Source organism: Streptomyces sp. NPDC026500 (genome assembly GCF_055567635.1).
The window spans coordinates 119,089-140,546 of sequence record NZ_JBVHQB010000017.1 but is presented as its reverse complement, the minus strand read 5'-3'; the positions used below and the strand labels follow the sequence as shown (position 1 = coordinate 140,546).

The 21,458-nt window shown below is 70.3% G+C and carries 19 protein-coding genes and 1 pseudogene; 11 read left to right on the top strand and 9 right to left on the bottom strand.

The window, feature by feature from the left end:
* Positions 1 to 97: 97 nt before the first annotated feature.
* From ACZ4N5_RS28525 to ACZ4N5_RS28510, 4 genes are all read left to right on the top strand, one after another.
* Complete coding sequence (locus tag ACZ4N5_RS28525) at positions 98 to 574, top strand: ATP-binding protein (protein ID WP_389283196.1); 477 nt, start codon at positions 98 to 100, stop codon at positions 572 to 574.
* A gap of 203 nt (positions 575 to 777) precedes the next feature.
* A complete protein-coding gene (locus ACZ4N5_RS28520; protein WP_467759899.1) occupies positions 778 to 1,731 on the top strand; it encodes a Ppx/GppA phosphatase family protein in 954 nt (317 codons plus the stop codon).
* A 400-nt stretch (positions 1,732 to 2,131) separates the two neighbouring features.
* The gene (locus ACZ4N5_RS28515; RefSeq protein ID WP_467759898.1) at positions 2,132 to 2,356 is read left to right on the top strand and encodes a hypothetical protein; all 225 of its coding nucleotides are present in this window, start codon (positions 2,132 to 2,134) and stop codon (positions 2,354 to 2,356) included.
* Between the two features lie 85 nt (positions 2,357 to 2,441).
* A complete protein-coding gene (locus ACZ4N5_RS28510) occupies positions 2,442 to 2,630 on the top strand; it encodes a hypothetical protein (protein WP_467759897.1) in 189 nt (62 codons plus the stop codon).
* Between the two features lie 248 nt (positions 2,631 to 2,878).
* Here the strand turns inward: ACZ4N5_RS28510 and ACZ4N5_RS28505 are convergent, their stop codons facing one another.
* Positions 2,879 to 3,301, bottom strand: a complete 423-nt coding sequence (locus tag ACZ4N5_RS28505; protein WP_467759896.1) for an Hsp20/alpha crystallin family protein — start codon at positions 3,299 to 3,301, stop codon at positions 2,879 to 2,881.
* Between the two features lie 259 nt (positions 3,302 to 3,560).
* On the opposite strand from ACZ4N5_RS28505, the gene ACZ4N5_RS28500 reads away from it, so the two are divergent.
* The gene (locus ACZ4N5_RS28500; RefSeq protein ID WP_467759895.1) at positions 3,561 to 4,262 is read left to right on the top strand and encodes a CBS domain-containing protein; all 702 of its coding nucleotides are present in this window, start codon (positions 3,561 to 3,563) and stop codon (positions 4,260 to 4,262) included.
* A gap of 134 nt (positions 4,263 to 4,396) precedes the next feature.
* Positions 4,397 to 4,948, top strand: a complete 552-nt coding sequence (locus tag ACZ4N5_RS28495) for an Rv1733c family protein (protein ID WP_467759894.1) — start codon at positions 4,397 to 4,399, stop codon at positions 4,946 to 4,948.
* Between the two features lie 115 nt (positions 4,949 to 5,063).
* Here the strand turns inward: ACZ4N5_RS28495 and ACZ4N5_RS28490 are convergent, their stop codons facing one another.
* From ACZ4N5_RS28490 to ACZ4N5_RS28475, 4 genes are all read right to left on the bottom strand, one after another.
* Positions 5,064 to 7,607 (bottom strand): discoidin domain-containing protein, encoded by a 2,544-nt coding sequence (locus ACZ4N5_RS28490; RefSeq protein WP_467759893.1) that lies wholly within the window; start codon positions 7,605 to 7,607, stop codon positions 5,064 to 5,066.
* A gap of 495 nt (positions 7,608 to 8,102) precedes the next feature.
* The gene (locus ACZ4N5_RS28485; protein WP_467759892.1) at positions 8,103 to 10,388 is read right to left on the bottom strand and encodes a M4 family metallopeptidase; all 2,286 of its coding nucleotides are present in this window, start codon (positions 10,386 to 10,388) and stop codon (positions 8,103 to 8,105) included.
* Between the two features lie 602 nt (positions 10,389 to 10,990).
* Positions 10,991 to 12,553, bottom strand: a complete 1,563-nt coding sequence (locus ACZ4N5_RS28480) for an MFS transporter (RefSeq protein ID WP_467759891.1) — start codon at positions 12,551 to 12,553, stop codon at positions 10,991 to 10,993.
* 153 nt (positions 12,554 to 12,706) lie between these two features.
* Positions 12,707 to 12,880 carry a CsbD family protein gene (locus ACZ4N5_RS28475; RefSeq protein WP_467759890.1) on the bottom strand — a complete coding sequence of 58 codons (174 nt, stop codon included), beginning with the start codon at positions 12,878 to 12,880 and terminating at the stop codon, positions 12,707 to 12,709.
* Between the two features lie 179 nt (positions 12,881 to 13,059).
* On the opposite strand from ACZ4N5_RS28475, the pseudogene ACZ4N5_RS28470 reads away from it, so the two are divergent.
* The 5 genes and pseudogenes from ACZ4N5_RS28470 to ACZ4N5_RS28450 all read left to right on the top strand — a co-directional run.
* Positions 13,060 to 13,581 (top strand): annotated as a pseudogene (locus ACZ4N5_RS28470) (DUF5709 domain-containing protein); the annotation flags it as partial.
* Between the two features lie 604 nt (positions 13,582 to 14,185).
* Positions 14,186 to 14,407: a CsbD family protein gene (locus ACZ4N5_RS28465; protein WP_467759889.1), complete on the top strand. Its 222-nt coding sequence runs from the start codon at positions 14,186 to 14,188 to the stop codon at positions 14,405 to 14,407.
* 2 nt (positions 14,408 to 14,409) lie between these two features.
* Entirely contained in the window at positions 14,410 to 14,778 is a 369-nt protein-coding gene (locus ACZ4N5_RS28460; RefSeq protein WP_467759888.1) for a low affinity iron permease family protein, read from the top strand.
* A 434-nt stretch (positions 14,779 to 15,212) separates the two neighbouring features.
* Positions 15,213 to 15,926 (top strand): GvpL/GvpF family gas vesicle protein, encoded by a 714-nt coding sequence (locus tag ACZ4N5_RS28455; protein ID WP_467759887.1) that lies wholly within the window; start codon positions 15,213 to 15,215, stop codon positions 15,924 to 15,926.
* A gap of 61 nt (positions 15,927 to 15,987) precedes the next feature.
* Positions 15,988 to 16,686 carry a hypothetical protein gene (locus tag ACZ4N5_RS28450; RefSeq protein ID WP_467759886.1) on the top strand — a complete coding sequence of 233 codons (699 nt, stop codon included), beginning with the start codon at positions 15,988 to 15,990 and terminating at the stop codon, positions 16,684 to 16,686.
* Between the two features lie 32 nt (positions 16,687 to 16,718).
* Here ACZ4N5_RS28450 and ACZ4N5_RS28445 read toward each other — a convergent pair whose 3' ends face one another.
* From ACZ4N5_RS28445 to ACZ4N5_RS28430, 4 genes are all read right to left on the bottom strand, one after another.
* Complete coding sequence (locus tag ACZ4N5_RS28445) at positions 16,719 to 16,943, bottom strand: hypothetical protein (RefSeq protein ID WP_467759885.1); 225 nt, start codon at positions 16,941 to 16,943, stop codon at positions 16,719 to 16,721.
* Positions 16,944 to 17,029: 86 nt separating this feature from the next.
* Entirely contained in the window at positions 17,030 to 18,889 is a 1,860-nt protein-coding gene (locus tag ACZ4N5_RS28440) for an SPFH domain-containing protein (RefSeq protein ID WP_467759884.1), read from the bottom strand.
* Positions 18,886 to 20,382 carry a TIR domain-containing protein gene (locus tag ACZ4N5_RS28435; protein ID WP_467759977.1) on the bottom strand — a complete coding sequence of 499 codons (1,497 nt, stop codon included), beginning with the start codon at positions 20,380 to 20,382 and terminating at the stop codon, positions 18,886 to 18,888. The genes ACZ4N5_RS28440 and ACZ4N5_RS28435 overlap by 4 nt, the downstream gene beginning before the upstream one ends.
* A 317-nt stretch (positions 20,383 to 20,699) precedes the next feature.
* Positions 20,700 to 21,323, bottom strand: coding sequence for a toll/interleukin-1 receptor domain-containing protein (locus tag ACZ4N5_RS28430; RefSeq protein ID WP_467759883.1), 624 nt, complete (start codon positions 21,321 to 21,323; stop codon positions 20,700 to 20,702).
* Positions 21,324 to 21,458: the final 135 nt, after the last annotated feature.

Genomic DNA, 21,458 nt, shown 5'->3' with positions numbered 1-21,458 from the left:
GGCGTGCCCGGCAAACGATTGCGTGACGGGGTGGAGTGAAGTGGGATTTCCGGGGCAGACGCCGAAAGTCGAAGAGGGTGGATGCGGGACGGATCGTATGGGCCAACCGGTGAGCGAAGCGGGACAGCAGGAACAGCGGGGTGCACTGATCGAGGCGTCCGTCGCGTACGACGGTGGGTCCGCGTGCATCGCCCAGGCGCGGGCGTTCACCCGTGACTTCCTGACGCGGGTGCAGGCGGTCGCCGGGCTGCCCGTCTCCGCTCGGGTGATGGGCATGGTGCCCCTGGTCGTCAGCGAACTGGTGACCAACGCGGTCAAGTATTCGGGCGGACCGTGCCTGTTGTCGCTGGAGGTGGACCAGGGTGCCGTGAAGGCGACCGTGTGGGATTCCGACCCGACCCTTCCGGTGGCGCGGGCCGCCGACGCGGGCCGGGTCGGTCAGCACGGGTTGGAAATCGTCATGGCCGTGTGCCACGCCTTCGAGGTGCACCGGGAGCCCGTCGGCAAACGGATCACCGCCGTGGTGACGCTGGCCGACCCGCCGGGCAGTGATATGAGCCACTCCGTCACCTGACGCCGAGCCCCGTCACCCCCGCAACAGCGGGGAACACGGCAGCGCGTACGAAATCGCCGCCGACAGCCGCGCGGAGTCGCCGTGGCACCCTGAAGGGCGCCCCGAAGAGCGCTCTGAAGAGCCGAAACGAAATCGTGTCGCGTCACTGCGGCCGGCTTGCGGGACAATGGTGAGTTCGCAGATCTCCTTCGGCAGGAAAACGGGTGGTTAACACAGTGCGGCAGGCAGGTGTACTAGACGTCGGATGTCACAGCGCGTTGCTCACCGTGGCGCGGCGACGCGCCGGGGTCGACATGGAGCCGGTGCTGTCCCGAAAGGTACGACTCCAGTTGCACGAGACGCTCGACGCCACGGGGCGCCTGGACAAATCAGGCGTACGCAGTGTGCAGCGGGCCGTGGCCGAAACGCTCGCCGAGGACCGGGAGTCCCTGCCGGAGGTGTACGCGTTCGCCACGTCGGTGATTCGCGACGCGCCCAATCGCGAGGAGGTCCTCGCCCAGGTGGCCCGCGCCACCGGCACCCGGCTGCGGGTGCTGTCCGGCGAGGAGGAGGCCCGCCTGGCGTATGTGGCCGCACGCCAATGGGCGGGCGCGCGGGCCGGCTCGCTGCTGGTGCTCGACATCGGCGGCGGGACCGTGGAGATCGCGTCCGGCACGGCCAAGCAGCCCCGTACGGCCCTCTCCCTGCCGCTGGGCGCCCGGACGGTCACCCGTGACTGGAAGCTCGACGAGGCCGTGTCCTCGAAGCGGCGGCTGGCCGAGGTACGCGACCACCTGAGCGACCGCCTGGCCGAGGTGACCGACCTGCCGCGGGCCGAGCCGGACGGGCGCGTGCTGGCCTGTTCCAAGACCTTCACCCAGCTCGCCCGCTACACCACCGCCGGCCGCGACCGCTCCCGGGCCCCGCAGCGGCTGACCCTTGACGACGTACGGGCCGCGGTGAACGTGCTGGCCAAGAACGGGCCCGCGGGCCGTGGCCGTCTGCCCGGTATCTCACGTCACCGGGCCGGGCAGTCCCTGGCCGGGGCGCTGGTCGCGGAAGCGCTGATGGAGGCCTGCCGGGCCACGAGCGTGGAGATCTCCCCCTGGTCCACCAGGGAGGGCCTGCTCCTGGAGCGCCTCGGCGCCCTGCGCACCAAGGGTTCCACCAACCGCTGATCCGCCCGATCATCCCTGTGAATCCCCCGGCTCCGGGCTCGCTGCCGCCGGATCCCGTCAAAAGGGCGAATGCCACGACGCGTTCGAGGCGCACATGCCCGACAGGCGGCTCGGCGCGAGGAGTTGCGGGGGGCGCGTGACGATCGCGGGCGGGGAACAAACCGGTACCGCCTGATGCTGATTTGAATAGCCCGGCGGGTGCCGGGGCGCGGAGTGTCACCCGGTGCGGTGGACCCAGCGGCGGCTCTGTTCGTGGAAAGGCGTGAGAACGATGATGGCGTCCGGACAGCGGCGATTGCACGGGGCCGGGGCGGACGAGTCGCCCCTGGTGACTTCCTGCGGACGCAGGATCTCCGTGAGGGAGATGCGGCTGGCCACGCCGGACCGGCCGATCGGCCGCGTGACTCTGGATGTGGGCCCCGACCAGGGCGACGAACACGGGGTGTGGGCCTCTCTCACCCCCGCCGAGGCACGTGAACTGGCCCGTCGTCTCCTCGCGCACGCCGCCTTGGTGGAGCCGGCGGGACCGCCCGACCAGGAAGCGCCCAGGCCTCACAGCGCTCCGGTCGACACGGCGCTTCCCGGCACGCGGGCCGGAACACGCGAGGACCCCCTCCCCCGCTGAGGGAAAGACCCCGGCGACCGATGTGGCTGACGGACCGCCGTCGTCAAGGCGCCATCACCCAGTCGCGTCCTCGTGTGCCACGTGGGTGCGATCTGCGCCCGGCTGCGTGGTCGTGGAACTCGCCGACGGTGACGACAGCGTGAACCTGCTCCACGAGGTCGTTCTCGTCGAGTTCGGCCTGCGGCGCAACCGGTCGGCCGTCAGTGGGCCGGCGGTGCCGCTTCCGAGAATGACGATGTTCTTGGCCATGTTCCCTCTGTCGTACGGGAGTTGATGGCCCGGCAGGGGCACAGGTCCCTCACCGAGCACCCACGGCGATATCCCGGTCCTCCCGCGAGTCCGTCGCTCTCGGCCGACCAGGAATCCCGTCGCCGAAACACCCTGCGGGGTCTGCCTCGACCGACAGGGACCCGGGGGCCGCACGGCTCCCGTCGGGCCGCGCGCTCGCGGCACGCGAAAGTGCCTGCGCGACCGGCGCCTGTCCGGTCGCGCAGGCGTGTGCGGTACGGCGGGGACGGTCCTTCAGCCGTGTCGCACCGGGATGGTCCTGGTGCCCGTCTTCGGTTCGGGAACCGGGACCGTGATGGTCAGAACGCCGTCCTTGTAGTCCGCGGTGGCGTCCTCGCCACTGGCTCCGGCCGGCAGCCGGACCGAGCGCGTGAACGTGCCGTAGCGGAACTCCGAACGGTGCTTCTGCGCTGTCTCCTCAGTGCGCTCGGCACGCAGTGTCAGCACGTCCTCGGAAACCGTGATCTCGACGTCCGAGGCGGGGTCGACCCCCGGGAGTTCGGCTCGCAGGACGTACGTGCCGTCCGTGACGCGCTCCTCGATGCGGATACCGTGCAGGCCCTGAACCACGTGCGCACCGGGGAATCCGGCCTCGACCCAGCCCATCAGGTCAGGCAGCGGCGGCCAGCCAGGCAGCCGTTCCATCATGGTGCTCATTGTCACCCTTCCTTCCCGTCTTGCCTCTGTCTCGCGCTCACGTTCCGTCCCCTTCAGCGTCACGCGACGGGGCCGCGGGCGCGTGGGCCGACCGGCTCCGCGCGCGGGCCGTCGGGCCCCTGGTGGCTGTCCGCTCAGCCACTCCCCCTTCGCCGCCGCATGGGCCGGTCGGCGGCGGCCGGGGCCTACCGGCCCAAGCGGTCGAGACCCGGCGGGCCGGACAGTGGAAGAAACGCACGTGACGGAGGAGGCGGTTGCTATGCGGCACCGGATGGTGAGCGATCTGATGACGACATCCGTCGTACGGGTGCGCGGGAACACCGGTTTCAAGGAGATCGCCAAACTGCTCGCCGAGCACGACATCACGGCCGTCCCGGTCGTGGACGACGACGACCGGCCGGTCGGCGTGGTGTCCGAGGCCGATCTGCTGCGCAAGGAGGCGGGTCAGCTGGACCAGGCGGGACTGCTGCCGGTCCTGCATCCGCGCCCCACGGATCGGGCCAAACAGGAGGCGACGACCGCGGAAGGCCTGATGAACAGTCCCGCCATCACGGCCCGTCCCCAGTGGACGGTGGTGGAGGCGGCCCAGGTCATGGAGACCCACCGGATGAAAAGGCTGCCGGTGGTGGACGAGGCGGACCGGCTGATCGGCCTGATCAGCCGCGCCGACCTGCTGCGGGTGTTCCTGCGCTCGGACCAGGCCATCCGGGAGGAGATCTCCGGGGACGTCCTCGTCCGCACGCTGGGCATCGCGCCCTCCGCGGTGACGGTGCACGTCGTGGACGGCCGCGTCACGCTGAGCGGAACCGTCGAACGCGCGTCCCTCATCCCCCTCGCCGTGCGGCTGTGCCAAGGCGTGGACGGGGTGGTCGATGTCTCCGAGCGCCTGGACCACCGGACGGACGACACCGCCGAGGCCGCGTCCGGCGACGCGCCGCGCCGCGCCCAACTGGCGCCCTGACCGCACGACCCGGCACGGTCCACGAGTCCCCCGACAGGGGCCGGTCGTCCCCGGCTGCACGGCCTGCCCGGCCCTGACGCCAGGGGCGCCACCCGTGTCACGGTCTGTGCATCGGCGAGCGAAGGGGGCGTGGGATGGGTACGAGGATCAGGTTCTGGCGTTGGCGGCGCAACCCGCTGCGGCGGCGCTCCGACGTGGCCGAGGCGTGGGTGGTGCTCGGCACGTCCGTGCTGCTGGCAACGGCTGCTCCGGCGGTCGGTGCGGCCGTCGGACTGAACGCGGACACCGCCGCGCTGCGGCACGGCCAGGACTGGCACAAAACCACCGCCGTGCTGGTCATGGACGCCTCGACGAGCATCTACGCGGATGTGCACGCCGATGTGCGTTGGACGGCACCCGACGGGTCCATCCGTACCGGTACCGCTCTTGTGCGGGCCGGTACCAAGGCGGGGGCCAGGACCACCGTCTGGCAGGACGAGCGTGGCGTGCAGCACGAAGCGCCCGCCACGGCCACCGAGGCCGCGGCACAGGGCGTCCTCTTCGGGGCGCTGGCTGCGGGCGGCGCCGCCACGGTGATTCTCGGGGGCCGCTGGGTCGTGCGCGTCCGGCTGGACCGGCGCCGCGACAGGGAATGGGAACGCGAGTGGGCCGCGATGGGCCCCCGGCCGGGGCACCGCCCCGCCTGACAGGGCAGACGGCGGCGAAGCCCTCGCCCGCCGCGAACGGCACACGGGTGCCGGGCTCCCCCTGTTCCGGGGGGAGCCCGGCACCCGTGTGCCTGTCAGCCTGCGCAGTTCGGGGTCACGGGAACTGCGTGACCTTCGACGGGACGGTGTCCGTCCCCGATGTGGGTGCGCCGGTGTTGTTGATGACGTGGGCGTACTGACCCTTGCCACCCAGGGAGATCACCAGGATGTCGTGCATCTTGACCCCTGTCTTCACCGGGACCTGGAAGCCGTGCGCCTGGACGATCGACGGGTCCGTGGTGAAGTTGCAGTAGCTTCCCAGACCCCATGCCTCGTGCACGGCGACGGAGTCGGCGACCTTGTAGGCCGCGTATCCGACGATGCCGTCATGGGTGATGGCGGCGGAGTTGGGCACGTCGTACGCCTTCTCGTTCTGGAAGAAGATCGTGCGTCCGTTCTCGCCGTTCCACAGCACGTCGTACTTGTTGAAGTGTTCGACGAACAGGCCGGTCGCCAGGACGTCGTCGCCGTTGACCACGAGGCCGTAGTCGGCACGGTTGGTGTCCCAGCCGACCCCGTCGCCGTGGTCGGCGCGCCAGAGCCAGGTGTGGTCGATCACGACGTCGTCGCTGTTGACCACGACCGAGTTGGTGGCGAGGCCGGGGCCCGCGCCGCCGATCCGCACGAACACGTCCTGCATGGTGGTGGGGTTGGCGGAGTGGTCGGCCGAGGAGCCCGACGGGCCGATCTGGAGCAGCGTGTCGGAGTTGGAGCGGCCGGCGTCGATGAGGAATCCGGCGAGCCTGACTCCGTCGACGTCCGCCACATGCATGGCGTCGATGCCGTTGTCCGGCACGATGGTCGCCAGGCCGAGACCGAGGACGACGGTGTTGGCCCGGGTCACGTTGATGGTCTGGTCGAGGTGGTAGACACCCGGGGTGAACAGCAGGTTGAGGCCCTGGGCGAGGGCCGCGTTGATGGTCGCCGCGGTCGCTCCGGGCTTGACGACGTAGAACTGGTCGAGCGGGATCGACGTACCTGCCGTGTTGGGCCACGAGACACCGCGGGCGTTGGTGCGCTTGGAGGGCACGAACACCTTGTAGGCGCTGCCGTCCAGGTAGAGGAAGGGCTTCTCGCGGGAGACCGGGGTGGTGTCCAGGGTGGTGTAGGGGCCGGAGTCGAAGTTCGTCGCCGGTGCGCCCTGGACACCGGTGAAGGTCATGTTCCAGACGCCGTTGGTCCAGCCACCGACGGAACTGTCACGGGTGTACCACTGCTGCTGCGAGTACGGGCCGACCGTGCCGTCGATCTTGGAGTCGGCGATGTAGCCGCCGGAGGCCCAACCGTAGCCGTTCGGGGCGAGGTTGAGGCCGCCCTGTACGTGGATACGGCGGAAGGGGGCCGCCTGTGCCACCGCCCAGCGGTCGGTGCCGTTGGAGGGAGTGATCGACAGGTTCTCCGCCGAACGCCAGAAGTTCTGGGTGGCGTTGCCGTTGAACCAGCCCGCGTCCACGGTGATGTCACCGTTGATGTGGGTGTCGTCGGGGTTGAGACCGAGGCCCGAGACCGAGGTGTAGAAGCCGAGTTGGGCGTTGATGCTGTTGTAGGTGCCGGGCTTCATCAGGAACTGGTAGCGGCCGGCGCCGAACTGGTTCGACTCCTGCTGGGCGAAGACCTGGTCGAACTTGCCCTGCAGATCGGGCGTCGAGGGGTCCACGACGATGACGTTGGGCCCGAGATCGCCGCCGCCCTGCACGGGCGGGATGCCGCTTCCTGTACCGGTGTGGACGGCGACCTCCCACAGGGAGTACCCGTAGGCGGTGCCCCGGGTCGTCCCGTAGATCCGTACGTAGCGGCCCTGGCCGGAGACGTCGTAGGAGGCCGTGCCCCCGGTGCCGTCGGTTACGGTCTTGAGGGTGGTCCAGTTCTGGCCGTCCGTGGAGGCCTGGATCTGGAAGGCCTTGCCGTACGCCGCCTCCCAGTTGAGGTCGATCCGGCACAGGTCGCTGGTCGCTCCGAGGTCGACCTGGACCCACTGCGGGTCGGAGAAGACGCTGGACCAGCGCGTTCCGGTGTTGCCGTCGAAGGCGGCCGAGGCCGGGCTTGCCGCGTTCTCGGAGGAGGAGGCGGTGGCCGTCCTGCCCTGCGCCGCGTTGGCCGCGTCACAGGTCGCGGGCGTGGTGGTGCCGCTGGTGCCGAACACCTGGAACTCCCAGAGGGAGTAGCCGTACGGGGTGGCGCGGTGGACGCCGTTCATCCGTACGTAGCGGCCCTGGCCCGAGACGTCGAGGCTGTCGGTGCCCCCGTCGCCGCCGGTCACCGTCTTGATGTCGGTCCAGGTGCTGCCGTCCGGGGACGTCTGGATGCGGTACTCACTGCCGTACGCGGTCTCCCAGTTGAGGACGACCTTGGTGATCGTGGCCGAGGCGCCGAGGTCGACCTGGAGCCACTGGGTGTCCGTGGCGGCCGAGGACCACCTGGTGGCGGTGTTGCCGTCGACGGCGTAGGCGGCGGGAGTGCCCCCGTTCTCGTCCGAGGACGACGTGGCCGTCTTGCCCTGGGACAGCGGGAGATCGGCCGCGGCGGCCGGTCTCTGCAAGGGCAGGGTGATGAGCGCGGCCATTGCGGCCAGCGCGACACCCAGGGTTCTGAGTTTCATGCCGTGACTCCATGCGGGTGGGGTGACGAGCGAAGCGGACACACTGGGTCAGGAGCTGAGGAAACAGCTGCTTGCGAGGGGATGGACGTGAACTGGCCTTCCGGCACGCTTAGTTCACGATTTGATTTAAGTAATGAACCATCAGGGTGGCAAGTCCCGCGACGCGAGTTTCTTCAACTCGTGTGCGCGGAGCCCACATTGGCGGGCCACTCCAAGGGGTGTGACCTGGACGGGGGGCGTCACGGACGGGCCGGAGGCCGCTCGATTCCGTCAAGGCTTGAAGGCGCGCAAGGGTGCGGGAGGAGGCCAGAGGGGGCTGGAGGGGGCGGGACACCCCGGCAGCCCGGCTCGCGAACGACGTTCGCGGAAACACAGAAGCCGAGCGTCCCGGGGCGCCGGCCGTCGAAACGGCGGGACGCCCGCGGACACTCGGCGCGGACAGCAAGCCCGTCCGGTCCGCGAGGGCGGTCCGGACGGGCACGGGTCAGTTCTGCGTCAGGGCGTGATCCGCCACTGCTGGATGTAGCCCACGTCGATCGACGCGAGGTCTTGCACGCGCAGCTTCCAGGTGCCCTCGACCGGCTGTGCCGAGGCGTCCACGGTGAACGTCTGGTCCACGTTGTCGGCCGAACCCCCGCTGCGGTTCAGCAGCGAGTACACGGTGCCGTCGGGGCCGACCAGATCGACCTTCAGATCACCGCGGTAGGTGTGGATGATGTTGACGTAGACCTCGGTGGTCGCCGAGGCGTTGCCGGGCCGGCCCGTGATCGTGATGGGCGACTCGACCGCCGCGCCCAGGTCGGGGATGTCCACGCGGGTGCTGTTGGCGTAGATGTACGCGATCCGCCACTGGAAGGCCACCGACACGGCCGCGCCGGTGCTGTCGGTCACCGTGACCGTCGTGTCGCTGGTCCCGATCGTGGTCGGGACCCCGGAGATCAGCCCGGTGTCGCTGATGGCCAGACCGTCCGGCAGGCCGGTGGCCGCGTAGACCAGGGTCGCGCCGGTGTTGGTGGTGTACGCGTTCACCTGGAGGGACACCTCCTGGCCGACCCCGGAGGTCTGGTCGGCGACCGGGGCGATGTTGACACCCAGGGCGATGCGGTCGCCGACGTTGATGCCCGCCCAGGCGTCGGCCACGGCGAGATAGGTGCTGCTGTAGGCCCCGAAGAGATCGGCCGCGGCCTGCAGGGTGGCGACCCTGGCACCGGCGTAGTCGGTCGTCGATGTCATGTACGTCGTCAGCGCGCGGTACCAGATCCGGGCGGCGTTCTCGATGCCGATGCCGGTCACCGGCAGGCCGTCATGGGTCGGGCTGTCGTACGACACGCCGTTGACGGTCTTCGGGCCGCTCCCCTCGGAGAGCAGGTAGAAGAAGTGGTTCGCCGGCCCCGAGGAGTAGTGGACGTCGATGCCGCCCAGCGAGGAGTCCCAGTAGTCGCGCGAGGAACCGTCCTTGGAAGGCTTGTCCATGTAGCGCAGCGGTGTGCCGTTGCCGCGGATGTCGATCTTCTCGCCGACGAGGTAGTCGGGGACGTCGGCCGCGAGGTTCGCGTGGAACTCCACCGCCGCGGCGAAGATGTCCGACGTCGCTTCGTTTAGGCCGCCGGACTCTCCCGAGTACGCCAGGTTCGCGGTGGCGCTGGTGACGCCGTGGCTCATCTCGTGGGCCGCCACGTCCAGCGCCGTCAGCGGCTTGGCGTTGTTCGAGCCGTCGCCGTAGGTCATGCAGAAGCAGCTGTCGGACCAGAAGGCGTTGACGTAGTTGTTGCCGTAGTGGGCCCGGCTGTAGGCGGCCACACCGTCGTTGCGGATGCCGTTGCGGCCGTAGACGTCCTTGTAGTAGTCCCAGGTCGCCGCCGCTCCGTAGGCGACGTCGACGCCGGCGGTCTGCCGGTCGCTCTGGGTGCCGTCGCCCCAGACATCGTTGTCATCCGTGTAAAGGGTTCCGGTGCCCGAGGTTCCCTGGTTGAGGTCGTAGGTGCGGTGGCCCGCGCGGTCCGCGTCGACCAGTTGGTACGACGAGCCGGACGGCGTGGTGGAGAGCGGCACCGTGCCCACGTACTGGCCCGTGCCCGTGCCGGTGTCCACGCCCTCGTACTGGGCGGCGACCTTGCCGCTGGACGCGTCCGTGATGACATGCAGCTCGCTCGGTGTGCCGTCGCGCTGGAAGCCCCCGATGACCGACTCCCAGGCCAGGACCGGGCGGGTGCCCTCGGCCCAGACGACGAGCCGGGGTGCCCCCTCGACCCGGGATCGCCCGACGGCCGCCTTCCTGCTCACCGAGAGAGCCTTCGCCGCGGCGTCGGCGGCCACGATCCCCGGTTTGACGCTCGGGACGGTGATGGTCGCCCGACTGGCCTCGGACACGGTGCTCCGGCCGTTCTTCAGGTGCTCGACCAGGTCACCGCCGACCACCGGAAGTCCCGCGAAGGTGCGCTCGTACCGCGTGTGGGTCGTACCGTCCACGTCCTGGACGACGTCCTTGACGACGAGTTTCTCCCGCGCGCCGAGGCCGAGCCGCTTCGCGGTGGCACCGGCCGCCGCTCCGGCGCCGCGGACGAGGGCGGTGCGCCTGGCGGGCGACAGCGGGACCTGGGCGGCACCGGCCCGGGGCTTGGCGACGATCTTGGCAACGCTCTTGGCTGGGCCGGGGTCCGCGGAGGCGGACGCGGAGCCCGGCTGGACAGCGAGGGCCAGTAACGAGCTCGCGGCGGTGAGGGCGAGGGCAGCGGCGCGTCTGCGCCGACGTGCGGAGGGGTGTTGCCGGTTCAAGGTCATCTCCTTTTGCGGGGGGTTGGCCCGGGTGGAGACCCTGGGCGACCGGCGGACGGGGTACGGCCGGCCCGTAGAGGGCTGGGCTGGAAGAAGCGCCGCAGGAAGTGGGAAGTGCCGCACGAAAGCGCTCGCGGACTCGGCGGCGCGTGGATCGCGAGGGGGCGGATCGTGAGCGTGCGGATCGCGAAGGGGCAGATCGTCAGCATGCGGATCGCGAGGGGCGCGACGGCACTGGCGGGGGACGAGGGGAGCGGGGGCGTGAACGAAGCGTGAAGGTTCGACAGCAGAGTGACATCTCGCCGTTGGTCTTGTCATGGAGGCGACAAGACATCGGCTTGAACTGACCATTGCCTACTGCGAGTTCATCACCTCGGTGAGACCATTTCGGCCCCTGTGAGGTGGCTGTGGACGCGCCCGCCATCGCCGACCCGCACGGACCGGCGTCCGGACGCCTCCTGGCGGAGAAGGGTGCGCTCGGCGGGATGCTCGGCTGTTCAGTGACTCAGAGTTGCTCGGCTGTTCGGCGAGTTCCTCGGCTGCTCGGCCGGTTTCGGAGGACCTGCCCTCTCAGGCCTGCGAGGGATCGGTCCTCGCAGGACCGGCTCTCAGAGCTGACTCGCGTGGGTGTGGCCGTGGGACAGTTCAGGTGGGCAGGGCGGCGGCTGGGGCTTGCGGTCGCGCAGCCAGTCGTGAACGGCGAGGCCGAGGGCGCCGAGGATGAACACGACCCCGGAGCCGACGGCGATCACCACGGCGGAGCGGTAGTCGTGACGGCCGGTGCCGAGCACCACGTAGAACAGCCCCGGCAGCGCGGCCGTACCGACGGCGCCGCCCAGCCGTTGGGCCGTCTGCAACGCGCCACCGGCCGCTCCCGCCATCCGCACCGGCACGTCCCGCAGTGTCATCGTGACGTTGGGCGAGATGACGCAGCCGCTGCCCAGACCGCCGACGAGCAGGACGGGAGCCGCGAACCACACGGCGGTGTCGCCGGGAACGAGGCGCAGGACGAGCACCGCTCCGCCCAGTCCGACAGCGACGGCGGCGAGACCGCAGACGGTCAGCAGCCGGCCCAGCCGCTCCACCAGCCGTCCGGCCACCACGGCCGCCGCGGCCGAACCGATGGCGAAGGGGGTCACCGCGAGTCCCGAGCGCAGCGGGGAGTAGCCCTGACCGTTCTGGTAGTAGAGGGCGAACACCAGCCACACCCCGCTGAACCCCACGAAGTACAGGGCGGCGATGGCCGCTCCGGCGGCGTACCCTCGCGTGCTCGTCACCAGGCGGGGATCCAGGAGCGGCTGACCGCCGCCCGCCGCCAGGCGACGCTCCCACCGCGCGAAGGCCACCAGGAGGCCCAGCCCCACCGGGAAGAGCCACCACAGCTTCCGTATCCCGCCGGACTCCGCGAGGACCAGCGGAAGCATCATCGCGAGGACTCCACAGCCGAGCAGCAGCACACCCCGCAGGTCCAGCCGTTCCCGGCGTCCCGGAGCGACCTTGGGCAGCAGGCGCACGCCCAGAAGGAAGGCGACGGCCCCGACCGGTACGTTCACGTAGAAGATCCAGCGCCAGCCCTGGGGGCCGTCGGCGAGCATCAGGATCAGTCCGCCGATGACGGGGCCCACCGCGCTGGAGATGCCGACCGTGGCGCCGAAGAGCCCGAAGGCCCGACCGCGCTCGGCTCCCCGGAACATCTGCTGGATGAGGGCGGAGTTCTGTGGTGCGAGGCAGCCGGCGGCCACACCCTGCGCCAGTCTGGCCACGATGAGGAGCGTGATGGTCGGTGCCGCACCCGCCGCGGCACTGCACAGGACGAACGCGGCGAGCGCGAGCAGGAAGATCCGCCGTCGGCCGATCGCGTCGCCCAGCCGTCCGGCCGTCACGAGAACCAGCGCGAAGGTGAGGGCGTAGCCGGAGACGACCCACTGGATGGACGGGGCGGTGGCGTGCAGGTCTCGCTGCATCGAGGGCAGGGCCACCGCGACGATGGTGACGTCGAGCAGGCTCATGAACCCGGCCGCCAGGGTGACCCACAGGGCGCGCCACCGCCGCGGATCGGCGCCTTCGGCCGCCCCTCGCGGCCTGTCCCCGCGTCCGCCTGCCTGCGTGTCCGGTCCCACGCCGGGGGCTCCTCTCCGCCGCTCCCCACCATCTTCGGCCCGTGCGGGCATCCGGCAACAGGAGATCCCGCGCGGCTCACCCCGAGGGCATGACTGTGGGGGGGCGCATGACTGTGGTGGACGCATGACTGTGGGGCCCGTTCTCCGGAACGGGCCCCACGTCGTTCGGTCGGACGACCGCACCGACTCCCTGAACGTGAGCGGTCAGTGCTTGAAAATGTCCTTCGTCTTCTCCTTGGCCTCTCGCGCGTCGCCCTTCGCCTTCTCGGCCCGGCCCTCGGCGGTCATCCGCTCGTTGCCGACGGCACGTCCAGCCGCTTCCTTCGTCTTGCCCTTGGCCTGCTCCATCTTGGCCTTGGCCTTCTGCTCGCCACCCACGATGTCTCACTTCCCCATCACGATCGACTTCGGGTGTCGAGTCATCGAGTGACCCGTCCAGCCCGCGCCAAACGTGAAGATCGAGGTTCGATACCCGGCCGATCGGTGACCCTCCGTGGTCGCGTGCGGCTCCGGCGTGCCGGAACGGGTCTGCTGGGCCAGCCTGGATACATGGGCCGATGACGCTTCGATCCGTCCGGAGGGTCACGCCCGTATTGGGCAGCCAGAGCGAGGACGACGTCATGGGTGATGAGGTCTACCAGCCAGGAGGCCCCGATGTCCGCGAGGACGAAGGCATCCTCGACCCGGAGGACACCCTTGAGGTCCGGGGCTCGGATCCCTTCGACGAAGGGTGGTCGCCGCCCGAACGCCCGCTCGCAGTGGAACATCGAGGCACTACGGCGCGTGAGCAGCGCGAAGGGGAGACCCTGGACGAGAAGCTGGCCGAGGAACGGACGGATCCGGCCCTGGAGGAGCCCGACGAGGACGACGGTACGGGCGATCTGGAGGGCGCCGAGGGCGAACTCCTTGACGACGAGGTGGGCCCGGACCCTGCGGACCGGATCCTGGCCCTCGACGAAGGCGCCCATCAGGACGCCGAACACGACATGATCGCCGAGGACGTCGACTCCGACGACGGCGCGTCCTCCGGTGAGGAGGATGCGGCGGTGGGCCACCTGATTCCTGACGACGACATGCCGGAGCGCCTGCCGGACGAGGACGTGCGCCGCCCCCCTGAGGACGAGGTCCGTCGACTGCGTTCCAAGACGGACACCGCTCCCTAGCGAGGACCGGGACGCGGGCACCGAGTACGTGCGGTCCCCGAGTTCTACCGAGCCCAAGTGACCGTACGAAGCCCGGGTGTTGCTGCGAAGCCGAAGTGAACGCACGAAACCGAAGTGCGCGTACGAAGCCGAGGCGACGGCTGGTCAGTCCTCACCCCTGACGATGTTCCACTCGGGGGCAAACCGGTCCGTGCGGGCCGTTCGGTCGGCCGTCGCCGGAACACAGGTCCGCGGAGCGCTCTTGCGCCGACGCCGCGCCATGGCCCATCCCGTTTCGGGTCGTGTGGTGATCCTGATGCTGATGTCCGCGGTCACGGCGCTTCATCTTCCTTCTCTGCTCGGCCCCGGTTTCCTCTGTGTTCGGGCCCCGTCGGGTCCGGCCTCTCCTACGGCTCCGGGCTGTCACCATCGAGTCCCCCTCGGTTGCGCGGGGAAACCCGGGCGCACGCCACGGGGCGTCGTACGTGGACGGACATGCCGGTTTGCGGTGCCGTCCGCGAGGCCACACGGTGAAGAAGGAGTGGCCCGACGCGCCACGGAGCGCCCCGAGAGGACGGCGACGATGATGTTCAAGGGCAACGCGAAGGTGAAGCAGGTCAAGGGCAAGGTGAAGGAGTCCGTCGGAAAGGCGTTGGGCGACACGTCGGTCCAAAGAGCGGGGCGCCGTGATCAACTGAGCGGCAAGGCCCAGGAGATGACGGAGAAGGCCACGGCACGCGTCCGCAAGTGGACCAAGCACTGACCATGACCTTTCAGCATCCCGCCGACCGCGGGGGCGACCAACGCGGCAGGTTCGAGCGGCTCGCCGAGTCCGGGTCGAGGTTCACCAGCTCGCCGGCCTTCTTCGCGTTCTGCGTCGGGCTGGTCTCCCTCGCTGTCGCCGCGCACATCGCAGGGCTCGCCGAGGAATGGCTCCTTCTCGTCGGCGAGGCGATGACCGCGGTGACGCTGCTGCTCCTCGCCTTGCTGAAGAACTCCGAACTCCGGTCCGAGCGGGCGATCCAGCGCAAGCTGGACGCCATCGCGGCGGCGCTGCTGGAAGCGCAGGAAGGCGCACCCGGCAAGGCGCACGAGGACCTCAGGCGGGTGATCCGCATGGAGGACGAGACCTAGGACCAGACCCAGCGACCGTGGGACCCGGCGGCTCACCACCACCCAGCCGGGCAGGGCCGCGCAGGGTGTTCCCGTCGGATCACGCGGCCCGCGACTCCCCCGGGCCGCGTGATCCGACGGAGGCACCTCATCAGTTGCCCCTGCCCACCCGATGTCACAAATGCCCCCTATATGATGGTATTGGGCCTTTTCGGTACCGGCGACGGATGCCGCCCACACGTGGGGCGGACCGACCGGCGCGGAGGCGTCGCGACCGGTGGAAGGAGGCGCCATGTCACCGAAGCGCTCCGGGGAGTGACAGGCAACGGGGCTGCGGCGGCGGGGCGGACAAGGGAGAAGTGGGGGACGAGGAGGAGACGGTCGAGCGAGGGCGGAGACCGGCCCGGCGCTCCTCCCAGCGGGAGAGCAGCGCGTCTCACGCGGAGGAGTGAGCCATGGCCGTATACGTCTACTCGATCACCTTCAAGGACCATCCATTGCGCCTCGACGATCTCGACGGCATCGGTCCATCGCCCGCCCGGCTGCGTACGGTGAGCGCCGGCCCGCTCTGCGCGGTGGTGAGTGACGCGCCGGAGGAACTGCCCCTCGAACAAGGGGACATCGGCGCGCATCAAGAGGTCCAGAAGCATCTCATGACGGACGGCACCGTTCTGCCACTGAGGTTCGGCTACACCGCCCCGGACGACGAAGCGGTCCGGTTGGCGCTGGAGACGCGGGCGGACGAATTCACTGACCGGCTGGGCCTGTTGGAGGGCTGCGTCGAGTACAACCTGAAGGCGTCGCAGGACCGGGAGATGCTGCTGCGGGAGATCCTCTCGCAGTCGGAGGTGGCCCGACGGCTCGACGACCGGATCCGCGAAGGCACGGCGGACCCGGACGCGGCTCCGCGTCTGGGTGAACTGGTCGTTGTGGAAACGCGGGCACGGCAGGAGGCCTTGGCGTCGGGAGTGATCGAGGCGCTCCGCCCGTTCGCCCGGGAGATCTCCTCCGCTCAGCCGCACGGAACGGATTTCCTCAGCGTCTCTTTCCTGGTGAGCGAGGAGCAGGACGAGCTGTTCCTCGCAACGGAGTTGAGCCTCGCCCACCAGATGGGCGAGGGTTTCGACTTCCGGCTCGACGGTCCGCTCCCTCCGTACAGCTTCAGCTGACGGAGGACGCCCCGGGCGCGTACCGAGCAACCCGAGGCACGGAAATGGCATCTGCCCCGGTATGGCGACGATCTCTCACCCTTTCATCGGCTCCATCGGGCGGGCCCGCGCGCTCGGTCTCGTCGTGGGAGCGTGCCTGGCCGCGTCCGCGTGCGGTTCGACGGGCGACTCCTCCCGGCCGTCGGCGGCGCCGCCCGACGGGACCGGTCGGCCTGCGTCCGCGCCCGGATACCGGCAGGCGTACGACGCGGGATTCGCCGTGGGCAAGCGGCTGTTCGAGGACGGCGGCAAGGGCGCCGCGGTACGGGAGGTGAACGGCGGGTGCGTCCGCCGCTCCCACACCGCCAAGCCCACGGCGGTGGTGGACCTCGACCCGGGAGCATGGATCCTGGGCTGCAAGCAGGGCACCGGAAACAGCACCCCCAGCCCGCCGAGCGGCCCCGTCACCCGGCGCGAGCCGGACGCGGACCTGTTGCACCGCTTCGGGAGCTGGGCGCGGAAGAGCGACGCGGCCGACTCGGCCCGGCACGTCACCCGGGTGACATTGGTCCACCTCGACGCCACCGAGTACGACGTCGAGATCACCACCACGTACACCGCTGGCGTCGACAGGCCCGAAGCGCGGCGCCTGGCCCGCGAGTTCACACGCTGGTGGGACAACGACGACGGTGACGGAACGGCCTGGAACCTCGTGGTCGCCGACACCGGCGGCCGGCGCATCGCCACCCGCGACCTGCGCCCCCGGGACGAATCATCGTGACCGACGCGCTGCGCGAACTTCTCGCCCCCTCCTCACCATGGCGTGTTCGCACCCGCGACGATCACGACGGCGACGGCGGCCGGCGGGAGTCGCACATCATGGCCCGGTGACTCCGGGCCGGCCGGGAACGTCAACTGCGCGGAACGCGGCGGCACCAGCCGGCACCGGGCCGTCGCGACCTGCGTCAACGACGTCGGCAGCCGGTGCACGATCTCGGCCCGACGGCCGCCGCCCGCTGCGGGAGCCTCTGCGGGCACTCGGGCCTTGATCGCTTGCCCCGTCGCGGGGTCGGAGAGGCTGGAGCCCCGGCGCCCGACGACGGGTCCGAAACCGTCGTCGTCGGCTACTCCTCGTCGTGCCCGTCGTGCCCGTCGTCCGCGTCCGCGCCCAGATCCTCGTACTCGACCCCATCGGTGTCCGCGTCGATCGTCTCCGTCCCGTCCTCGGTCAATTCCCTCCGCTTCGGGGCGGCCGCGATTTCCTGGCCCGTGCGCAGCTCGCGCAGCCGGGCGAGCAGGTCCTGCATGGTGGTCATCGGGAGGGCCTGGACGAGTGCCGAGATGTCGCCGCCGCCGATGTACTCCGGGACGTCGAACTTGGCGAACTCCCGCACGATGCGGATCATCGACACGTTGTCGGGGCCCAGCAGGGCCACCTCCGCCTTGAGGTCGAGGGCGACCCGCCGGGATTCCTGCCGGGCGCGGTACTTGTCGATGAGATCCTCCAGCTTGGCGTTCTGCAGGCTCACGCCGAGGTTTTCTCCGCGCATCTCCTCGTAGAACTTCTCCTTGAGGCGTTCGAGGAGGACCGGGTCCGTGGGGGTGAAGCTGCCGAGGGTGGTGCCCAGCATGCCGAGTTCCCACTTCTCCAGCGCGTGCATGACCCGGTCGGTCAGTTCCTTGCGGACGTCGTGGTAGCTGGCGAGGAAGTCGAGCACCGAGCTGGTCGTGGCGATCTCGGCGAAGTATCCGGCGACGGCCAGGCCGAGGACGTCCCGGACGAACCGCTTCATGGGTGCCCGGTCGTTCACGAGGCCGCCCAGGTCGGAGTCGCGGTCGTTGCCGAACTGACTGACCAGCTTCGGTGCCACGCGCGCCGGGATCTGCAGGTTCTGCGAGAGCGTCACCGCCAGGTCGAAGCCCTGGACGTTGACGACGATCTGCCCGAGGTCCGCGTCGTAGTTGTCGGTCTCGGCGCCCTGTTTGTTGTGCCAGGTGAGGATCAGAACCCGGGTCGGAATCAGCATCACGCGGACGAACCAGGAATTGAGGGCGTACGTGGTGCCCTGGCCCAGCGTCTCCGCCTGGATACCGCGCTGTCCTTCCTTCGCCAGGAAGTCCCAGGGTCGACGGAAGCTGCTGTGGCCCGGCACCCGCGGGGCCACAGCGCCGGACTCGTCGTCATGCGGGGGTTCGGTCCCGTCCAGGGTGACGACCACTCCGGTGTAACCCTCGTTGATGGCGATCTCCCGGAGGTGGGCCTTGGTCAGTCCCTCGCTCGAGTCGGCCACGTTGTCGACCGTGATGACCTCGAACAGGGCCGGATTGATGGCGTACGAGGTCCCACCGCCGAGAATGGCCAGCTGTTTGCCCTGCTCGCCGCCGCCGGACAGGAAGGCCTGGCCGTCCTGGAAGCTGTCGCACTCGACATGGCGGCCGAACCGCTGGTCCGGCGGCCGTACGGCCCCTGCCTTGGCCTGGACCAGACCGATCGTGCCCGCCGGCACCTGAACGCGTGGGCGCATCTCGACTGTGAAGAGCCGGGTGTTGAGGTAGTACGACTGACCGCCGGCCAGCATCGTCACCTGGACACCCTGTTCACCGCCGCCGCGCAGGAAGGCCTGGCCGTCCCGGAAGCTGTTGCACTCGACATGGCGGCCCAGCATCCGCCCGTCGGCGCGGTCCCTGCCCTCCGTGGCTGTGACCAGGCCGATCATCCCCGCAGGAACATGCACACGCGGGACGTACTCCACGGTGTGCAGCACCGGCGCTCGCCAGTGGAACCCGCCCGGGAGCAGGGTGCGCGCGTGCACACCCTTCGCGCTGTCGGGATTGATCTCGTTGAACGCGGGATCGTCGTGCGAGCGGCCGAAACGGCGGGTGACGATGCCGACATGATCGGCGGGCACCAGCACGCGTCCCGCCCAGCCGGCCCACCCGGCGGCTCCCAGCAGGAGTAAGAACACAATCAGGATCAACGTCATCGGGCAGCCTTCCACTCGCGCAGCCGTGCGTGCACAGCCAGCACGGTTGAGCTCCAACGGTCGTACCAGTCGGGGTCGTTCTCGTGTCCGGGGTCCCGGAGGGTCGGAAAGAATCCGGGGAGCCGGAGCGGGCCGGGCTCCACGTCGGCTCCGGGTCCGGCCTGTTCGCCGACGGGTGCGGACCGTCGTACGAAGTCGCGGTAGAGCCGGGGGACGGGGTCCTCGGGCGCGCCGCGCCAGCCCAGGGCCGTGCCCAACTCGGTGAAGCGCGGGGGGCGTCGGCCCCGGGAAGGGGCCTGCGCGAGCTGTCGGCCGAAGCCCTGGCGGCCGTCGGAGCGGGCGGTCCACAGCGCGTCCATGCCGGCCAACAGGTTCAACGGGACGCCGATGGCCTGCCGTTCGCGCAGCCAGCCCTCCGTGAGACGGCCCGCCGCCTCCAGGACGAGCCGCGTGGTGAGCAGGTCCGCGTGCTCGTACTCGTCCTCGGCAAGATGGGCGCGCAGCCGTTCGAGCCCGGCGGATCCCGTCATGGCCACCACCGGGCGCCGCGAGCCGGCGGGCACGCGGCGCGCCGCCTCCGGAAGACGCACGGGGCGGTTCTCCCTGACGTCCTCGTGCAGTTGGCGCAGCAGGTCGAGTCGCGCCTCGTCGAGCAGCGCTCCGTCGCGGGCGTCCACGTACCAGGTGGCGGCCAGGTGGTAGTTGACGTCGCCGTCCAGGAGTACGGGTACGAAGGGCCGCCCGTGCACCTGGCCCTCCAGGATCATGCGGGTGACGTCGTCGGAGTCCTGCGACCGGGGAGTCATCACCACAACGACCGCCGCGGCGTACCGGAGTTGCTGTCTGATCGTCCAGAAGTGGCCGTCGCCGGGCCGGAGATCGTCCGTCGACCACACCGGCAGCCCGGCCTCGAGCAGTTGTCGGGCCAGCCGAGCGCCGTACGCGGCGTCGGCCGGGGCACAGCAGACGACGAAGGCGGGACGGGGCGGAGGCGTGACAGGCCGGGGCGGAGTGGGGTGGGTGGCACGGAGGGTGTCCGGGGAAGGGGTGCCGTCGGTCGGGGCGGGGCGGTCCGCGATGACGGCGGCGAGTTCGGCGGCCTTCATCGTGAACTCCCGGCCGGTGACGTCGCTGAAGTCCCGCCAGACACGGTGGGCGGCGAACGGGGGCGCGGGCACATGTCCGAGGAGCACCGGGATGAAGCGCAGGCCGCGCGAGGCGGCCTCGGTGGCCAGCACGGCGTACTCGTCCATGGCGCGCGCGTCGCGCATGGCCGCCGGGCTGATCACGGCGATGCCGTGGGCGGAGGCGCGCAGGGCGGCCTCCACCCGGTGGAGGACGATGTCGCCCGGTTCGATGCTCCACTGGTCGAGGAAGGGCGACAGCCCGTGCCCGGTCAGCTGTTCGGCCAGGGTCCTGGCCCAGGCGGCGTCGTCGGCGGCGTAGGAGAGGAACACATCGTAGGACGGGGGTAATTCGCCGGAGAGGGACATGTGGTTCAACCGCGCGGACCTCCTCGACCGACCGCTGGACTCCTGGGTACGCGGCAGAACCGAAGCGTCCGCCGCGGGCGACCAAAGTACGGGCGGAATACCCCTCTCCGGCCGGCCTTCGCATAACTGGTCCCCTACACGCATCCACTGGGGTAGGAGGAGGTCCCTGGTGCCCTGCGCGTGCTTGCCTACGCCCCCGCGAACATCCACCGCGGGAGCGGCCGTTACCGGTCTTGGGCCGTTGGGCCTTTGCCGTCAGGCGTCAGGCGTCAGGCGTCAAGGTGAGGGATCAGAGTGAGGGGTTTCGGGGCGGGTCATCACGCGTCCGGCACGCGGCGCCGTCCACGCGCGATCCGCACCAGTCGCCCGACCTCGGCGTCGTACCGGGCGGAGCCGGGCGCACGCAGGTCCACCGGCTGACGGACGGCGGCGAACGCCGGGAGCGTGACGTCGTCGACCGGCGCCGGTACGAAGCGCAGACCGCCCCGGTGCGCGCGCTGGAGGAGCGCCGCGTACTCGTCGGCGATCCGGGCGTCGTCCATGGTCGTACGCCCGAAGAGGAGCACCCCCAACGCGGCTCCGTCCAGCGCCCGTTCGGCCTCCATCAGCGGGATCAGCCCCGGCTCGACCCACCGCACCAGGAACACCGACGCGTCCGCCTCCCGCAGGCACCCCGCCAGCCGTTCCGCCGCGTCGCTCTCCGTGTCCGCGTACGAGACGAAGACGTCGTACGTACCTTGCCCGTCGGGGCGGTTGTCCCCGGGGCCGGCCGCTGATCCGCCGGTTGATGCCGCGATCGGTGCCGCCATCGGTTCCGCCTCGGGCCGACCGGCGTGCCGTCGTCGAATCAGATGCCGAACGCCGAGGTAACCGAAGTAGGTTGACGCCAGCGTGGTCACCAGCCCGACGGCCGTGGCCACATCGCCGATGATCCGGTCCATGGGCGGGAGTCTAGGATGACAAGGCTCAAAATAACGGGAGTTGCACTGCACCCGACCGGCGCAGCTCCGCCCGCATCGGGCCGCGGAGTCGTTTCCCTTCGCCTGCGGCCCGGTTGAGAACCGGTCCGGGCCCGC